The sequence below is a fragment of the Streptomyces sp. NPDC054783 genome (assembly GCF_053611725.1).
In genome coordinates, this window is the sequence record NZ_JBSHAY010000005.1 from 279,436 (window position 1) to 294,903 (window position 15,468).

Genomic DNA, 15,468 nt, shown 5'->3' on the forward strand with positions numbered 1-15,468 from the left:
GACGACGACGGTCAGGAGGACATGGCATGGCGGAACACACACGGCGGACCGTGCTGCGCGGCACGGCCGGTCTCGCGGCGGCGGGCGCCCTCACCGGACTGGGGACCGGCCGGGCGGCGGCCCGCCCCGCAGGCGAGCCGATGGATCGTCACTATCCTTTTCTGGAAGGGGCGTTCGCGCCCGTCACGGAGGAACTGACGGCTTTCGACCTGCCGGTGACGGGCCGCGTCCCGCGCGAGCTGAACGGCCGCTTCCTGCGCAACGGACCCAACGTCCTCGGCCTGGAGGACCCCCGGGCCCATCACTGGATGCTCGGCGAGGGCATGGTGCACGGCGTCCGGCTGCGCGACGGAAGGGCCGAGTGGTACCGCAACCGCTGGGTGCGCTCCGCGCAGGTCGCGCGGAAGCTGGGCGAGGCGTATCCGGGACCGGTACCGGAGGAGGACTTCGCGTGCAACACCCATGTGATCCCGTACCGGGGACGGATCCTCGCGCTCCAGGAGGGCGGTCCGCTGCCGTACGAACTCGACGGAGAGCTCGGCACGTCGGGGACGTACGACTTCGCGGGAACCCTGCAGGGCGCGTTCGCCGCGCACACCAAGTTCGACGTGCGCGCCGGTGAGCTGCACGCCGTCGCCTACCACGCGACCTGGGACCACGTCCGGCACCTGGTCGTGGACCGCGCCGGGCGGGTCGCCCGGACGCACCGGATCCCGGTGGCGGACGCCCCGATGATGCACGACTTCGCGCTGACCGAGCGGCACGTCGTCCTCTTCGACATCCCGGTCACCTTCGACGCGGCGGCGGCCGGACGCGGCGCACCGGTGCCGTACGGCTGGAACCGGAACCACCCGACCCGGGTCGGCGTCATGCGGCGGACCGGCGGCCCGGTGCGCTGGTTCGGGATCGACCCCGTCTTCTGCTCGCACACGCTCAACGCCTACGACGAGGGCGGGTCCGTGGTGGTCGACCTGACGACCTACCCGGCGCCGTTCTACGTCGCCGGGCGCGGCTCGGACGGTCCGTACGCCACGGGCACCACGAAGCTGGAGCGCTGGACGATCGATCTGCACCACGGCCGCGTACGGCAGCGCGTGCTGGACGACCGGCCGCAGGAATTCCCGCGTGTGAACGAGTCACTGGTGTCGCGGCGGCACCGCTACGGTTACACGGCCGCGGCGGCCGAGATGACGGCCGCCTATCTGACACCGGACGGCGGCACCCCGTCCGACGACGCCTTCTCCAACGCGCTCGTCAAGCACGACCTGCTGCGCGGCGCCACCCAGGTGCACCGGCTGCCGAAGGGCGCGGCGGCGGGCGAGGCGGTGTTCGTACCGCGGGACCCGACCGACCACCGGACGGCCGAGGACGACGGATACGCGATCGCGTACGTCCACGACCCGGACCGCGGTGCCGCCGACCTGGTGATCCTGGCCGCTCAGGACTTCACCGGCGAGCCGGTGGCACGGGTGCACCTGCCCGGTCGGGTGCCGCTCGGCTTCCACGGGAGCTGGATTCCGGACGCGTGAGCGCCCGCTGTTTGGGATGGTGGGCGGTATGCATGCGAAGGACATCCTCATCGACGGCTACGGCCGCATCCAGGAAGAAGTCCATGCCGCCCTCGACGGCCTCGGACCGGACGCGCTGCACCACCGCCCGGCGCCCGACGCCAACACCATCGCCTGGCTCGTCTGGCATCTGACCCGGGTGCAGGACGACCACGTCGCCGACGCCTTCGACCTCGACCAGGTGTGGCTGTCCCAGGGCTGGGAGAAGCGCTTCGGCCTCGACCTGCCCCGCCACGACACCGGGTACGGGCACAGCCCGGCCAAGGTCGCGAAGGTGCGGGTCGAGTCCACCGACCTGCTGACCGGGTACTACGACGCCGTCCACGAGCAGAGTCTCGGCGCGCTGCGCTCGCTGGCGGCCAAGGATCTGGAACGGATCGTGGACGAGCGCTGGGATCCCCCGGTCAGCCTGGGGCTCCGCCTGGTGAGCGTCCTGTCCGACGACCTTCAGCACATCGGACAGGCCGCCTACCTCAGGGGGCTGGTCCAGAGCTCAGGGGGCTGATTCAGAGCTCAGGGGGCTGATTCAGAGCGCCGCAGCGTAACCCGGCAGGACCACGTCCTCGATGAGGGCCTTGCGCTCGTCGAACGGGAGGAAGGCGCTCTTGAGCGCGTTCACCGTGACCGTGCGCAGGTCCTCGACCGTCCAGCCGGCCTCCTCGACCAGCAGGGACATCTCCCGGGTCATCGTCGTCCCCGACACCAGACGGTTGTCGGTGTTGAGGGTGACCCGGAAGCCGAGGTCCTTCAGGGCCGTGATGGGGTGCTCGGCGATGGAGGTGGCGCAGCCGGTCTGCAGGTTGGAGGTGGGGCACATCTCCAGGGCGATCCGGCGGTCGCGCACCCAGGAGGCGAGCCGGCCGAGCTTGCCGTCCACGATGTCCTCGGTCAGGCGCACGCCGTGGCCGATGCGCTGGGCGCCGCACACCTGCAGGGCCTGGTGGATGCTGGGCAGGCCGTGCGCCTCGCCGGCGTGGATGGTGAAGGGCACGCTCTTGCGGCGCAGGTGCTCGAAGGCCTCCAGGTGGTCGGCGGGCGGGAAGCCGTCCTCGGCGCCGGCGATGTCGAAGCCGACGACACCGGCGTCGCGGTAGGCCACGGCCAGGTCGGCGGCCTCACGGACCCGGTCGAACATCCGCATGCCGCACAGCAGGGTGCCCACGCGTACGGGGGTGCCGGCGGCGGCCGCCTTGGCCATACCGGCGGCGAGGCCCTCCTGCACGGTCTCCACGACCTCGCTCAGCGACAGGCCGCCCCGCGTGTTCAGCTCGGGGGCGTAGCGCACCTCGGCGTACACCACACCGTCGGCGGCGAGGTCGAGGACGTACTCCTCGGCGGTGCGCAGCAGGCCCTCGCGGGTCTGCATCACGGCGAGGGTGTGCTCGAAGGTGGCTATGTAGCGGACCAGGTCGCCGGAGTTGGCGGCCTCGAAGTACCAGGCGGCCAGCTCGTCGGGGTCGGTGGTGGGCAGGGTGTGACCGATCTCCGCCGCGAGTTCCACGACGGTGGCGGGGCGCAGGCCGCCGTCGAGGTGGTCGTGCAGCACGGCCTTGGGGAGCCGGCGGAGGGTCTCGGTGTCGATGCGGGGCGCGGTCATGGCGTTTCGTTTCCTCGGCAGGTGGTGCGGTGGTGATCAGCGGGTGGCGGGCTGGAGCAGGTCCCAGTGGTTGCCGTACAGGTCCTGGAAGACGGCGACGGTGCCGTAGGGCTCGTGCCGCGGCTCCTCCAGGAAGGTCACGCCGGCCGCGGTCATCCGGGCGTGATCACGGGCGAAGTCATCGGTGTGCAGGAAGAACCCGACGCGTCCGCCGGTCTGGTCGCCGACGCGGGCCCGCTGGGCCTCGTCCTTGGCGCGGGCGAGCAGCAGTCCGGTGCCGGTCTCCGGGCCGCCCGGCTCCACGACGACCCAGCGGGAGCCGTCGGGTCGGGGGGCGTCCTCTGCCAGCTGGAAGCCGAGGGCCTCGGTGTAGAAGCGGATGGCCTCGTCGTAGTCGTCGACGACGAGGGTGACCAGGGCGACGCGTCGCATCGGGACCTTCCGGTGTGGGTGGTTAGCGCGTGAGGTTATACGTAAAACCTGACGGGCGCCAGTCATGGTTCTACGCGCGTTGCCGTGCGGCTTTCAAGGGGTGGAGGTGATGCGGGGTTGCGTCAGGGGCCGGACCTGCGGCTCAGGGCGTCTCGTCGCCCTGGGCGACCTCCACCCGGTGGTGGAAATCGGCCATGCCGACGACCGAGGCGGCGCACGAAAGGGCCGTGCAGACGACGAGGAGGGCGGCGATCGCACGGCCGGCCCGGGGCACGAGGGGAGCGGCCAGCAGGGCCTGGACACGCTGCGGGACGGGGCCGGTGGTCGCGGCGGGCGCGAAGTCGGGGCGGACGGAGTGGGCTGGGCGGGCGGCCTGTCCGGCGAGGGCCGCGCGGGCGATGGCCCGGGCGGTCAGGCGCCGGTCGCCGACGCTGGCGGCGGCGGCCTCGTCGGCGGCGCGCTCGGCGGCGAGGCGGATGGTCTCGCGGACCGGGCGGAGCGCGGGGTGGCAGTGTGCGGCGAGTTCGGCGGCGCCGAGGAAGTAGTGGTGGTGGCCGTCGTTGTGCGCCCGCTCGTGCGCGAACAGCGCCTCTCGCTCCGGACCGTCCAGGCTGCGCAGCATCGCGGTGGTGACGACGATGCGGTGCGGGCGGCCGGGCAGGGCGTAGGCGTCCGGGCGGGGCGAGTCCACCACGCACAGGTCGCCGGCCGAGGGGCCGCGCCCGGCCTCCGTGCGAGCCGCGCGGAAGGCACGGGTCTGGTGCAGCACCGAGCGCACGAGGGTCCAGCCGCAGACGGCGAGCACGCCGACGGAGGTCGCGGCGGCCGGCAGCACCACGAGGTCCGAGGCGGTGCGCAGCGGGTGGATCAGCTCGCCCAGCGCGGCGAAGAGCGGGACCTTGAGCAGCCCGATGAGCACGAACGAGCCGAGCGCGGCCAGCGAGGAGCCGGCGAGGGCGACCGCACAGCCCGTGACGGCCCACAGCGCGGCGACCGGGGCCAGCCGGTCCAGGGCCCGGCGGGCCAGCGCCGGCAGGGCGAAGGGCAGCAGCAGGGGCAGCAGGAGGAGTGCGGTCATTGTTCGTCGGGTTCGAGCAGGTCCCGCAGGATCCGTTCGTCGCCGGGGCTGAGCTGGGCGACGAAGCGGGCGAGGACGGTCTCGCGGTCACTGTCCCGGTCGAGTTCGCTGTGCATCCGGCGGGCGGTGAGACCGTGCGCGTCCTGGACGTCCCGAACCGGGAGGTAGGCGTAGCCACGGCCCTGACGGTGCCGCTCGACGACGCCCTTGTCGTACAGGCGGGTCAGGATCGTGGTCACCGTCGTACGCGCCAGGTCGGCACCGAGGCGCAGCTGGACCTGGCCGGGCGTCTGCGGGGTGCCGGCGGCCCACAGTGCGGCCATGACGCTCGCCTCGAGCTCACCGGCCGGCCGGCGCTCGTCCTTCGCCTCGGTCATGGAACGTCCCTCACCCGTCTTCGTGTGCGGCTGTGCGGCCGGGCGACCGTCTACACGATAGTAGTCAATCGAGCCTTCGTACGGCTGTGCCCCCGCACCATTATGGGAGGGCCGCCGGCAGGGAGGTCGCCGTCGGGGGGACAGGCGGCCTGGGCCATCGGGTGTGAGGAGTCGAGGCACAGGAAATCCCGGGGAGATCGGTCTTGCCGGGTCCGATCGAGCGGCCGGGGTCGGTCAGCAGGTCGGATCCCGGCCCGCCCACTTGGTGTGAGGCGACCGCACCGGGCACGGGGGCGCCCGGTGCCGCGGGAAAGTCCTGGCGCGACCCTCAGCGGCATGGGCGGGTGTTGAGCCGGGCGGCCTGGCGTGTCAGGTGGTCGCGCTCGGCGAGGTTGGGGGCCTTGTGGGCCGCCTCGGCGTACAGCCGTGCCGCCGTCGCCGGGTCGCCGTCGCGCTCGTGGAGGTACGCCGCCACCGCGGCGTGGCGGGGCAGTGAGGCGTCCAGCGCCGCGAGCGCCGCCAGGCCGGCGCGCGGTCCGTCGGCCTCCCCGACGGCGACCGCGCGGTTGAGCCGGACGACCGGGCTGTCGGTCAGGCGCGCGAGCTCGTCGTACCACTCGACGATCTGCACCCAGTCGGTCTCCTCGGCGGTGGGTGCGTCTGCGTGGAGTGCCGCGACGGCGGCCTGGGCCTGGAACTCGCCCAGCCGGTCGCGGGCGAGGGCGGCCTGGAGGATCCCGACGCCCTCGGCGATCAACGCAGTGTCCCACCGGCCGCGGTCCTGCTCGGCGAGCGGCACGAGGCTGCCGTCGGGCGCGGTCCGGGCGGCGCGCCGGGCGTGGTGGAGCAGCATGAGGGCGAGCAGCCCCGCCGCCTCGGGGTGGTCGATCGCGGCCGCGAGCTGCCGGGTGAGCCGGATGGCCTCGGCGGCGAGGTCGACATCGCCGGAGTAGCCCTCGTTGAAGACCAGGTAGAGGACGCGCAGCACGGTGGCGACATCGCCGGGCCGGTCGAACCGCACTCCGGAGACGGTGCGCTTGGCCCGGCTGATCCGTTGCGCCATGGTCGCCTCGGGCACCAGGTAGGCCCGGGCGATCTGGCGGGTGGTGAGTCCGCCGACGGCGCGCAGCGTGAGCGCGACCGCCGACGACGGCGTCAGTGACGGGTGGGCGCACAGGAAGTACAGCTGGAGGGTGTCGTCCTCGGCGGTCGCGGGACCGGGCGCCGGTTCCTCGTCGACGAGGCCCTCACGCCGGCGGCGGGCGGCGTCCGCCCGCATCGCGTCGAGGAACTTGCGCCAGGCGACGGTGATCAGCCAGCCCTTCGCGTCCCGCGGCGGGTCGGCCGGCCAGACGCGCAGTGCCTCGACCAGTGCGTCCTGCACGGCGTCCTCGGCCGCCGCGAAGTCCGCTCCGCGGCGCACGAGGACGGCGAGCACGTTCGGTGTGAGGCTGCGCAGCAGGACCTCGTCCATCGCCGAGGTCACTCGGTGACGTTGCAGTGCTCGGCCAGGAACGGGCGCAGCTCGAGCCATTCGTGGATCGGCTTCCCTCCGGCCCCGGGGGCGGCCGACAGTTCCGCGGCCAGCTCGAGGGCCCGCTCGTGGCTGTCGACGTCGATCACCATCCAGCCGGCGATGAGGTCCTTGGTCTCGGCGAAGGGGCCGTCGGTGACCGGTGGGCGCCCTTCGCCGTCGTACCGGACGAAGGTCCCCTCCGGGGCGAGTGCCTGGCTGTCGACGAACTCGCCGGTCTCTTCGAGGCGGGCGGCGAAGTCGCGCATGTACTGCACGTGGGCCGAGATCTCCTCCGGCGTCCACTGGTCCATCGGCACGTCGTTGACCGAAGCCGGGGCGCCGCGGTAGTGCTTGAGCAGCAAGTACTTGGCCATCGTGGTTCTCCTCGGTGCTGGTGCGACCCATTGTGGTCGCGTTCACCCCGGGGACGGAGCCCGTCACAGGTTCTCGACATCGCCGTCCGATTTTTTCTGGGCTCTCGTGGATGACCATGGATGAACCTGGGTGAGCCGTCTCGCGGTGTGCAGGTGCACGGCGTGGCGCGAGGGCGAGAGCTTCGGAGATCGGCACGGACCGAACAACTGAATCAAGCGGAGGGGGCGTGTCCGTCGGCGGACCGGAGCGCGGCGTCGAGCGCGGGTCTTTCCGTCCGCGTCCAGCGAACGGCGCGAGGAGCGGGTGCGTGTCAGTCCCGCCCACCGCGCCGAGCCTGTCCGCCGACGGGCGGGCGCGTCCGCCGCCCCCAGGGACGACGATCTCCGCCTTTGCTCGTCGCCGGCCTCGGCGAGCCGGTCGGCCGTCTGCCGCCAGGCCGCGTCCAGGCCGCGCGTGCGCCGGGCCGGTGCTCGTCGGTGTCCTCGGTCGGGCTCAGGCCCCCGAGCACGTGCGCGCATCGCCTCCTTCGTGTGACCAGGACACATCAGCTCGTGTGGGTGTGGAGGGCGTTCAGGCGGGTCAGTTCGTCAGCCGTGAGGCGGAGGGCGCCCGCGGCGACGTTCTCCGCGACGTGGTCCGGGTTGCCGGTGCCGGGGATGGCGAGGACGTGCGGGCCCTGGTGCAGGGTCCAGGCGATGCGGATCTGCGCGGGGCTCACGCCGTGGGCGCGGGCGATGTCGCGCACGGTGTCGTCGTGGGTGTCGGCCGCCGCCCGGGGTCCGGCCTCGCCCGCGACGGCGAAGAAGGGGACGAACGCGATGCCGTGTTCGCCGCAGAGGCGCAGCATCTCGTCGTCGACGGGATCGGGCCGGTCCAGGGCGTACCGGTTCTGCACGCACACCACGGGGGCGATCTCCAGCGCCTCGGCGAGGTGGCGCGGTGCGACGCCGGAGACTCCCAGGTGGCGTATCAGGCCGGCCTCGCGCAGTTCGGCGAGCGCGCCGAAGTGCTCGGCGATCGAATCCTGTTGCTGGCGGCGGAAGTTGACGACGTCGAGGTGGTCGCGTCCGAGCTGGCGCAGGTTCTCCTCCACATGACCGCGCAGCTGGTCGGGCCGCGCCGCGTCGCCCCACTCGCCGTAGTAGTCGCGGAACGGACCGACCTTGGTCGTGATGACCAGGTCGTCGGCGTACGGGGCGAGGGCGGTGTTGATCAGTTCGTTGGCGGAGCGTGTGGCGGAGAAGTAGAAGGCGGCGGTGTCGATGTGGTTCACGCCGAGCTCCACGGCCCGCCGCAGCACGGCTGTGGAACGTGCGCGGTCGCTGGGCGTGCCGAGGTGGAACGCGGCGCTGCCCGTCAGCCGCATGGCCCCGAAGCCGATGCGGTGGACGGGCAGGTCGCCGAGTTCGAAGGTGCCGGAGGCGTCCGCGGTGATCGTTTCAGCAGTCATTCGGCGGAGTGTCGCACATCTGGCGTGCCACGCAGGGGAATTAGCTCAGCGGCTTGGCCAGCACCGCCTTGCGGTGGCTGAACGTCTCGATGGAGTACCGGCCGTGGTAGCTGCCCATGCCACTCTCCCCCACCCCGCCGAAGGGCAGGTCGGAGACAGTGAGATGGGCCAGCGGCAGGCCGTGGCCCAGGCCGCCTGAGGAGGTCTCGGCGGCGATGCGTGCCCGGGTCCGCTCGGACTCGGCGAAGACGTAGAGCGCGAGCGGCTTGTCGCGGTCGTTGATGAAGGCGATCGCCTCGTCGAGGCCGGGCACGGTGACGATCGGCAGGATCGGGCCGAAGATCTCCTCCTGCATCACGGGCGCCTTCGGGTCGACGTCCGCGAGGACGGTCGGCGCGATGTACTTCGCGTCGCGGTCGGTCGCGCCGCCGACCGCGATCCGGCCGGAGCCGAGCAGGCCCGAAAGGCGGTCGAAGTGGCGCTCGTTGATGATGCGGCCGTACTCCGGGGACTGCGCCGGATCGGTGCCGAACAGTGCCTCGACCGTGCGCACCAGCGCGGACTCCAGCGCGGCGGCGGTCTCCGGGTCGGTCAGGACGTAGTCGGGGGCGACACAGGTCTGCCCTGCGTTGAGGAACTTGCCGCGGGCGAGCCGGTCCGCGACCACGTCGAGGTCGGTGCCGCGGTCCACGAACACCGGGGACTTGCCGCCCAGTTCGAGGGTGACCGGGGTGAGGTGCTCGGCGGCGGCGCGCATCACGATCCGGCCCACGGTGCCGTTGCCGGTGTAGAAGATGTGGTCGAGGCGCTCGGCCAGCAGGGCCGTGGTCTCCGGGATGCCGCCCTCGACCACGGCGACCGCGTCGGTGTCCAGATAGGCCGGGATCAGTTCGGCGAGGGCGGCCGAGGTGGCCGGAGCCAGCTCGCTCGGCTTGACGACGACCGCATTGCCGGAGGCCAGGGCACCGGCCATCGGGGCGAGCAGCAGTTGCGCCGGATAGTTCCAGGGGGCGATGACGAGGACGACGCCGAGCGGGTCGTACTGCGTCCAGGCCGTCGCGTCGGCGCCGAGGTGGGCCGGGACCGGCGCGGGCTCCGGGCGCAGCCACTCCTCGAGGTGGTCGAGGGTGTGGTCGATCTCGCGGACGGTGAAGTCGATCTCGGTGCGGTACGCCTCCGTGCTGCTCTTGCCGAGGTCGGCGTGGAGGGCGGCGGCGAGGTCGGCGCCCCGCTCGGTGAGCATCGCGCGCAGCCGGCGCAGCTGGCCGGTGCGCCACTCGACGGGCTTGGTGCGGCCGGTGGCGAAGGTGGCGCGCAGCCGGGCCACGAGGTCGGCGGGCTGCTCGATGGCGGGTTGGTTCACGTGTGCCTCGCTGGTGGTGCACGGGCGGCTTCGGCCCGGACGTCGGTGGATGTATTTGCCAACCTTTCAGGTCCTCAAGTTCATTCCGGCCGTTCAGGGTGACGCGGGTCACGCCGTCGCCGGGGGGTGTGTCTCCCGACGGCGCCGCCCCAGGTAGGCACGCTCGGCCTCGCTCCCGGCCAGCTCGGCGGCCAGGCCGTACTCCGCGGCCGCCTCGGCCGTGCGACCCAGGCGGCGCAGCAGGTCGGCGCGGACGGCGTGCAGCACGTGATACCGGCCGAGGTCCAGGGAGTCGACGAGGGCGAGCGCCTCGGCCGGCCCCTCGGTCTCGGCCACGGCGACGGCACGGTTCAGGGCGACGACCGGGGACGGCGCCACGCCCATGAGCTGGTCGTACAGGCGCAGGATCTGGTCCCAGTCGGTCGCCTCGGCGGTGGGCGCGTCGCTGTGCACGGCGTTGATCGCGGCCTGGAGCTGGTACGGGCCCGGTCGGTTCTGGTGCAGACAGCGGCGGACCAGGTCCTGGCCCTCCGCGATCAGTTCGCGGTCCCACTGCGTGCGGTCCTGCTCGGGCAGCGGGACGAGGACGCCGTCCGCACCCTGCCGGGCCGGCCGCCGGGACTCGGTCAGCAGCATCAGCGCGAGCAGGCTGGCCACCTCGGGCTCGCCCGGCATCAGTGCGGCGAGCAGCCGGCCGAGGCGGAGCGCCTCCGCGCACAGGGCGGGGTCGCCGGTGTAGCCCTCGTTGAAGACCAGGTAGACCACGGCGAGCACGCCGCCGAGCCGATCGGGAAGGTCGGCGTCGCGGGGCACGCGGTACGGGATGCCCGCGTCGCGGATCTTGGCCTTGGCCCGGACGAGCCGCTGGGCGAGGGTCGGCTCCGGCACCAGGAAGGCGCGGGCGATCTGGGCGGTGCTCAGGCCGCCGAGGAGGCGCAGGGTGAGGGCGACCCGGGCCTGGAGGGCGAGCGCGGGGTGGCAGCAGGTGAAGATCAGGCGGAGCCGGTCGTCGCGCACGGGGCCCTCCTCGGACGGCGCGTCGGACGCGTGCGGGTCGGGCGCGTACAGGTGGGGCGCGTACAACCGGACGGCCTCGGCGTGCCGGGCGTCCCGGGAGGACTCGCGGCGGAGCCGGTCGATGGCCCGGTTGCGTGCGGTGGTGATGATCCAGCCGGCCGGGCTCGGCGGCACGCCGGACTCCGGCCAGGTACGCAGGGCGGTGGTGAAGGCGTCCTGTACCGCTTCCTCGGCGAGGTCGATGTCGCCGAGGAAGCGGACGAGGACGGAGACCGCGCGCCCGTACTCGGCGCGGAAGACGGCCTCGACATCGACGGTGTCCGCCATGGGCGCCCGTGCCCTTCTGTCCGATCACGCCGCTCTGTCCGATCACGCCGCTCAGCCCGATCAGGCCGCGACCCCGACGACGCCGGCCGTGGGGTGGAGTGCAGCCCGGTGGCCGGCCGCGGTCCTGCCGTGGCCGGTCGTCGGAAGCGTACGGGTTCGATCACGCCGAGCACCGCAGGCAGGCGCGGACCTCTCGTCCGCCGCGCGTCTGGTGGATCTCGGTCGACTGTGCGAGGGAGTCGACGATCCCGGTGCCGCGGCCGTGCTCGTCCGGGGCGGCGTCGTGGCGGACGCGCTCGACCGCCGTTCCGGAGTCGGTGACCACGATGTGCAGGGTGCCGCCGTCGAGGACGAGAAGCAGCGTCATGCGTTCGCGGCCGTACTGGGCGGCGTTGGCGGCGAGTTCGTCGACGATGAGGACGGCGGAGTCCCGCTCGCTCTCGGGCACGCGCCAGCACTCCAGCAGCTCCGCCGCGAGGTGACGGGCGGCGGGGACATGCGCCTCCTGCGCGGGCAGGGTGAGCATTGCCTGGTGGTGGCAGGACCGTGCGGGGAGGGTGTCGGCACGGGCGGAATCGGTCACAAACATGGTCTTCCGGCTCTTCTGCGTAGGAACCTGTGTGTGAGCACTCATTCAGTTCTACGGACGACGAGCACATATGGTTCGAGCCATTTGCCCCTTTTGCGCATCTTCTTGGAACTTCTTGGCACTTCTTGGAAGTGAGCCGGCCGCTCCGCGGCGAGCCGGTGCGGCCCCGTTCGCGTCACGCCCGGATCGTGACCAGCTTCTGACCGCCGCCCGAGACGATCTCGAAGTGCTCGATGGCCGCCGGGGACATCGGGACCGCGCCGGGGATCGTGGTGCCGGCGGGATACGCTCCCGCCCGCCAGGTGGCGGCGTCCGCCCTGCTCCCACCGGGCCCGACCGCCTGCAACCGGCAGGTGATGCCCGCGGGCGCCCCGTGGGCGGAGACCTGCAGCACACTGCCCCACGCCGAGGGTGAGACCCGTACCGAAGCGGTGACACCGGTGGTGGGGTCGCTTCCGGAGAAGGTACGCACCGGAGCCGGCGAGACCGGTACGGGCCGTGTCGCCTGACCGGCCACGGATCCGCTGACCGCCAGCCATGTCCCGCCGGCCGCCGCCCCGGCGACCAACGTCAACAAGGCGGCCGCACCGGCCAGTTGCCGCCGCCAGGTTCTGCGGCGCCTGGCAGCGGCCTGCTGCAGCATCCGGTCCAGCGGGCCCGCCTCGGGAGCACGAGGCGCCGTGGCCGTGCCGGGCGGCGCCTGGGCCGGGCCCCCGACGCTCTCCGCCGCCCGCCGCACCAGCCGATCAGCCGGATCCTCGTCACCGACCGGTACGGGCCGGCCCTCGGCTTCCGCCGCGGTGACCGTCGCGAGCAGCGCCGGAAGTCCGGCCAGCTCGGCGTGTTCGGCCCTGCACTCGTCGCATTCCGCGAGGTGCGCACGCACCCGTTCCGCCTCCGCCGGGGACAGCACGCCCAGCACATACGCTCCCAGCGCCAGCCGGAGGGCGTCGTGGTCCGCGTTCATGGCCGGCACCTCCTCCATGCCGTGGTCATCGCTCGATGCCCCGTTCCCGCAGAGCCAGCCGGAGGGCGTGCAGGGCGTAGTACGTCCGCGACTTGACGGTGCCCGGCGGAATGCCCAGCACCTCCGCGGCCTCCGCCACGGTCCGGCCCCGGTAGTACGTCTCCAGCAGTACGGCGCGGTGGTCCGGCGAGAGGGCGTTGATGGCGTCGGCGACGGCCCAGCTCTGCAGCGCCTGCTCGATCCGGTCCTCGCCCGGTGTCCGCTCCGCGGCCCGCTCCAGGGCGTCGCCCCCCACCTCCGCCGGCCTCGCCTGCCGGGCCCGGTGCGTGTCGATGACCAGGCGCCGGGCGACCGTGCACAGCCAGGCGCGCGCCGGGCCGCGTTCCGGTTCGAACGCGGCGGGGTGCTGCCACGCCCGCAGCAACGTCTCCTGCACGACATCCTCGGCCCACTGCCGGTCTCCTGACGTCAGTCGCAGTACGTAGTGGAACAGCGGGCCCGCGTGCTCGGCATACAGAGCCCGGAGCAGTTCCTCGTCCGTGGTCGAAATGGTCCCGTTACCCGAGACACGGCGCCCGGAGCGATTCGGATCGGCCGCATCGCCATGTTTTTCGACGCTCCATGACATAAGCCGATCATCACGCATATACATCGGTTTGTCGTGTCATACCCAGTGACCATCGAGAAAACCGACAAAAGATTACGTATCTCCCGAACCAGGCGACACTGCCGCCCGTGAAACCAGGCATGAGCCGTCGCACACGGCATCAACCTGATCACTGGGGATTGAACATCATGTACGTCAACTTCCGCCCCGTGGGCCGCCGAACGCGCTGTGCGGCCGGGCCGGCCGTCGCCACCGCCGCCGTACTGGGGCTCCTGAGCGCGTGCGGCCAGTCGACCCACACCTCGGGCACCACCTCCATCACGCCCGGCCCGGATCAGCATCAGCCGGCCGGCATGCCCGGCACCTCGGCGACGCCCGGCACGACCATGCCCATGAGCTCTCCGAGCATGCCCATGAGCTCTCCGAGCAAGAACACGGCCGTCGCACCGGTGTCCGCGCACGCCGTGGCGATCAAGAACTTCGCGTTCTCTCCGGCCACGCTGAAGATCAAGGCGGGCACGACGGTGACCTGGACCAATGAGGACACCGATGCCCACACCGTCACCAGCGCCGGCACGGGCGGCCCGCTGCGCTCCAGCGCCCTCGCCACGCACGGCAGCTACACCTACACGTTCACCAAGCCCGGCAGCTACGCCTACGTCTGCACCATCCATCCGTTCATGACCGGCACCGTGGAGGTGACCTCATGACCGCCCACGACGACCACCAGAGCCCGGAACCGCCCGGCGGAGCCGGGGAACCCCCTGGCGAGCACGGCATGACCCGGCGCCAACTCATGCGCCACGCCGGATGGTTCGGCGGAGCCGTGGTGCTCACCGTGGCCGGCGGGGAGGTGATCAGCCATGTCGCCGGCTCGCGGGACACCACCGCCCGGGCCGCCGCGACGCCGAGCGCCGCACTGCGGTTCGTGCAGGTCTCCGACAGTCACATCGGCTTCCAGGGCCCGGCCAACACCGACGTGGTCGGCTCGTTCACCGCAGCGATCGACCAGGTCAACGGGCTCGGATTCAGGCCCGACTTCGTCATGCACAGCGGCGACCTGACACACCTGTCCACGGCGGGGCAGTTCGACCAGGTCAGGCAGATGATGGCCGGGCTGCGGACGGATCGTGTCTTCACCGTGCCGGGCGAGCACGACTCCATCGGCGACGCGGGCCGCGCCTACCGGCATATCTTCGGCAAGGGCACGCTCGGCGACGGCTGGTACAGCTTCGACACCCACGGTGCGCACTTCCTCGCCCTGGTCAACACCCTGAGCCTGGAGAAACTCGGTCACCTCGGCACCGAGCAGATCGATTTCGTCCGCAAGGACCTCGCGGGCCTGCCGTCGGACACCCCCGTCGTGGTCTTCAGCCACATCCCGCTCTTCGCCATGTACCCGCAGTGGGGCTGGAGCACGGACGACGCGCTGAAGGTGATAGCGCTCCTGCGCCGCTTCTCCTCGGTCACCTGCCTCAACGGACACGTCCACCAGCTGTTCACCAAGACCGAGGGCAACATCACCTTCCACTCCGCCACCACCACCGCCTACCCACTGCCGAAGCCGGGGCGGGCAGCCACCCCCACTCCCCAGGTCGTGCCCGCCCGCCGGCTGAAGGACGCCCTCGGCATCCGTACCGTGGGCTTCCGGCGGGGAGACCAGCAGCTGGCGGTCAAGGACGAGAGGCTGGCATGAGAGCGGCACGCCACTGCTCCTCGTGATCCGGCAGGCGGCCGTGGCGGTGCGGCGTCGCCGGCCACCCCGGCGCACCTCGCGACCGCCTCGTCCGGGCCGCGAGGTGATCCGGGGGATGAGGCTAGTGCTGGTCCACGAAGGGCCGTACCTCGATGGGCAGCGTCGTGGCCAGGGCGGCCTTGCGACCCCACTCCAGGGCCTCGTCCAGGTCGGCGGCCCTGATCAGGCAGAGCCCGCCCAGGTATTCCTTGCCCTCGGCGTAGGGCCCGTCGGTGGTGAGCACCTCGCCGTCCTTGGGGCGCAGCACGGTGGCGGTCTCCGGGCCGTGCAGGCCGCCCGCGAACACCCAGGCCCCGGCGGCGCGCAGCTCGTCGTTGAAGGCCTCGACGTCGCGCATGATCGCGGCGAGCGCGTCGGGGGCGGGCGGGGTCACGCCGGTCGGCTGGACCACGCTGAGCAGGTAGTGCTTCATGATGTCCTCCTCGGTGACTTCAGGGTCTCTCGGATGC

General features: G+C 72.3%; 17 protein-coding genes. 4 read left to right on the forward strand and 13 right to left on the reverse strand.

What is annotated here, in order from left to right:
- The first annotated feature begins 26 nt into the window (after window positions 1-26).
- Both ACWGJ5_RS13025 and ACWGJ5_RS13030 read left to right on the forward strand, forming a co-directional pair.
- Window positions 27-1,529 carry a carotenoid oxygenase family protein gene (locus ACWGJ5_RS13025; protein WP_453309789.1) on the forward strand — a complete coding sequence of 501 codons (1,503 nt, stop codon included), beginning with the start codon at window positions 27-29 and terminating at the stop codon, window positions 1,527-1,529.
- A 28-nt stretch (window positions 1,530-1,557) separates the two neighbouring features.
- The gene (locus tag ACWGJ5_RS13030; protein WP_453309790.1) at window positions 1,558-2,073 is read left to right on the forward strand and encodes a mycothiol transferase; all 516 of its coding nucleotides are present in this window, start codon (window positions 1,558-1,560) and stop codon (window positions 2,071-2,073) included.
- Between the two features lie 21 nt (window positions 2,074-2,094).
- On the opposite strand, the gene ACWGJ5_RS13035 is transcribed toward ACWGJ5_RS13030, so the two are convergent.
- From ACWGJ5_RS13035 to ACWGJ5_RS13090, 12 genes are all read right to left on the reverse strand, one after another.
- Window positions 2,095-3,165 carry an adenosine deaminase gene (locus ACWGJ5_RS13035; protein ID WP_453309791.1) on the reverse strand — a complete coding sequence of 357 codons (1,071 nt, stop codon included), beginning with the start codon at window positions 3,163-3,165 and terminating at the stop codon, window positions 2,095-2,097.
- A gap of 36 nt (window positions 3,166-3,201) precedes the next feature.
- Window positions 3,202-3,597 (reverse strand): VOC family protein, encoded by a 396-nt coding sequence (locus ACWGJ5_RS13040; RefSeq protein ID WP_453309792.1) that lies wholly within the window; start codon window positions 3,595-3,597, stop codon window positions 3,202-3,204.
- Window positions 3,598-3,739: 142 nt separating this feature from the next.
- Complete coding sequence (locus tag ACWGJ5_RS13045; RefSeq protein WP_453309793.1) at window positions 3,740-4,675, reverse strand: M48 family metalloprotease; 936 nt, start codon at window positions 4,673-4,675, stop codon at window positions 3,740-3,742.
- Window positions 4,672-5,052, reverse strand: a complete 381-nt coding sequence (locus tag ACWGJ5_RS13050) for a BlaI/MecI/CopY family transcriptional regulator (protein WP_453309794.1) — start codon at window positions 5,050-5,052, stop codon at window positions 4,672-4,674. The genes ACWGJ5_RS13045 and ACWGJ5_RS13050 overlap by 4 nt, the downstream gene beginning before the upstream one ends.
- Before the next feature lie 328 nt (window positions 5,053-5,380).
- Window positions 5,381-6,526, reverse strand: coding sequence for an RNA polymerase sigma factor (locus tag ACWGJ5_RS13055; RefSeq protein ID WP_453309865.1), 1,146 nt, complete (start codon window positions 6,524-6,526; stop codon window positions 5,381-5,383).
- 8 nt (window positions 6,527-6,534) lie between these two features.
- Window positions 6,535-6,942, reverse strand: a complete 408-nt coding sequence (locus ACWGJ5_RS13060; RefSeq protein WP_228622480.1) for a YciI family protein — start codon at window positions 6,940-6,942, stop codon at window positions 6,535-6,537.
- Between the two features lie 545 nt (window positions 6,943-7,487).
- Entirely contained in the window at window positions 7,488-8,393 is a 906-nt protein-coding gene (locus ACWGJ5_RS13065; RefSeq protein WP_453309795.1) for an aldo/keto reductase, read from the reverse strand.
- 40 nt (window positions 8,394-8,433) lie between these two features.
- Complete coding sequence (locus tag ACWGJ5_RS13070; RefSeq protein WP_453309796.1) at window positions 8,434-9,756, reverse strand: aldehyde dehydrogenase family protein; 1,323 nt, start codon at window positions 9,754-9,756, stop codon at window positions 8,434-8,436.
- A gap of 108 nt (window positions 9,757-9,864) precedes the next feature.
- Entirely contained in the window at window positions 9,865-11,100 is a 1,236-nt protein-coding gene (locus ACWGJ5_RS13075; protein ID WP_453309797.1) for an RNA polymerase sigma factor, read from the reverse strand.
- Between the two features lie 160 nt (window positions 11,101-11,260).
- Window positions 11,261-11,683, reverse strand: a complete 423-nt coding sequence (locus tag ACWGJ5_RS13080) for an ATP-binding protein (RefSeq protein WP_453309798.1) — start codon at window positions 11,681-11,683, stop codon at window positions 11,261-11,263.
- Window positions 11,684-11,864: 181 nt separating this feature from the next.
- A complete protein-coding gene (locus tag ACWGJ5_RS13085; protein ID WP_453309799.1) occupies window positions 11,865-12,656 on the reverse strand; it encodes a zf-HC2 domain-containing protein in 792 nt (263 codons plus the stop codon).
- Between the two features lie 25 nt (window positions 12,657-12,681).
- Window positions 12,682-13,284: a sigma-70 family RNA polymerase sigma factor gene (locus ACWGJ5_RS13090; RefSeq protein ID WP_453309800.1), complete on the reverse strand. Its 603-nt coding sequence runs from the start codon at window positions 13,282-13,284 to the stop codon at window positions 12,682-12,684.
- Between the two features lie 167 nt (window positions 13,285-13,451).
- On the opposite strand from ACWGJ5_RS13090, the gene ACWGJ5_RS13095 reads away from it, so the two are divergent.
- A complete protein-coding gene (locus ACWGJ5_RS13095; RefSeq protein WP_453309801.1) occupies window positions 13,452-13,973 on the forward strand; it encodes a cupredoxin domain-containing protein in 522 nt (173 codons plus the stop codon).
- Entirely contained in the window at window positions 13,970-14,959 is a 990-nt protein-coding gene (locus ACWGJ5_RS13100) for a metallophosphoesterase family protein (protein ID WP_453309802.1), read from the forward strand. The genes ACWGJ5_RS13095 and ACWGJ5_RS13100 overlap by 4 nt, the downstream gene beginning before the upstream one ends.
- 121 nt (window positions 14,960-15,080) lie before the next feature.
- Here the strand turns inward: ACWGJ5_RS13100 and ACWGJ5_RS13105 are convergent, their stop codons facing one another.
- A complete protein-coding gene (locus tag ACWGJ5_RS13105) occupies window positions 15,081-15,431 on the reverse strand; it encodes a YciI family protein (RefSeq protein ID WP_453309803.1) in 351 nt (116 codons plus the stop codon).
- Between the last annotated feature and the right edge of the window lie 37 nt (window positions 15,432-15,468).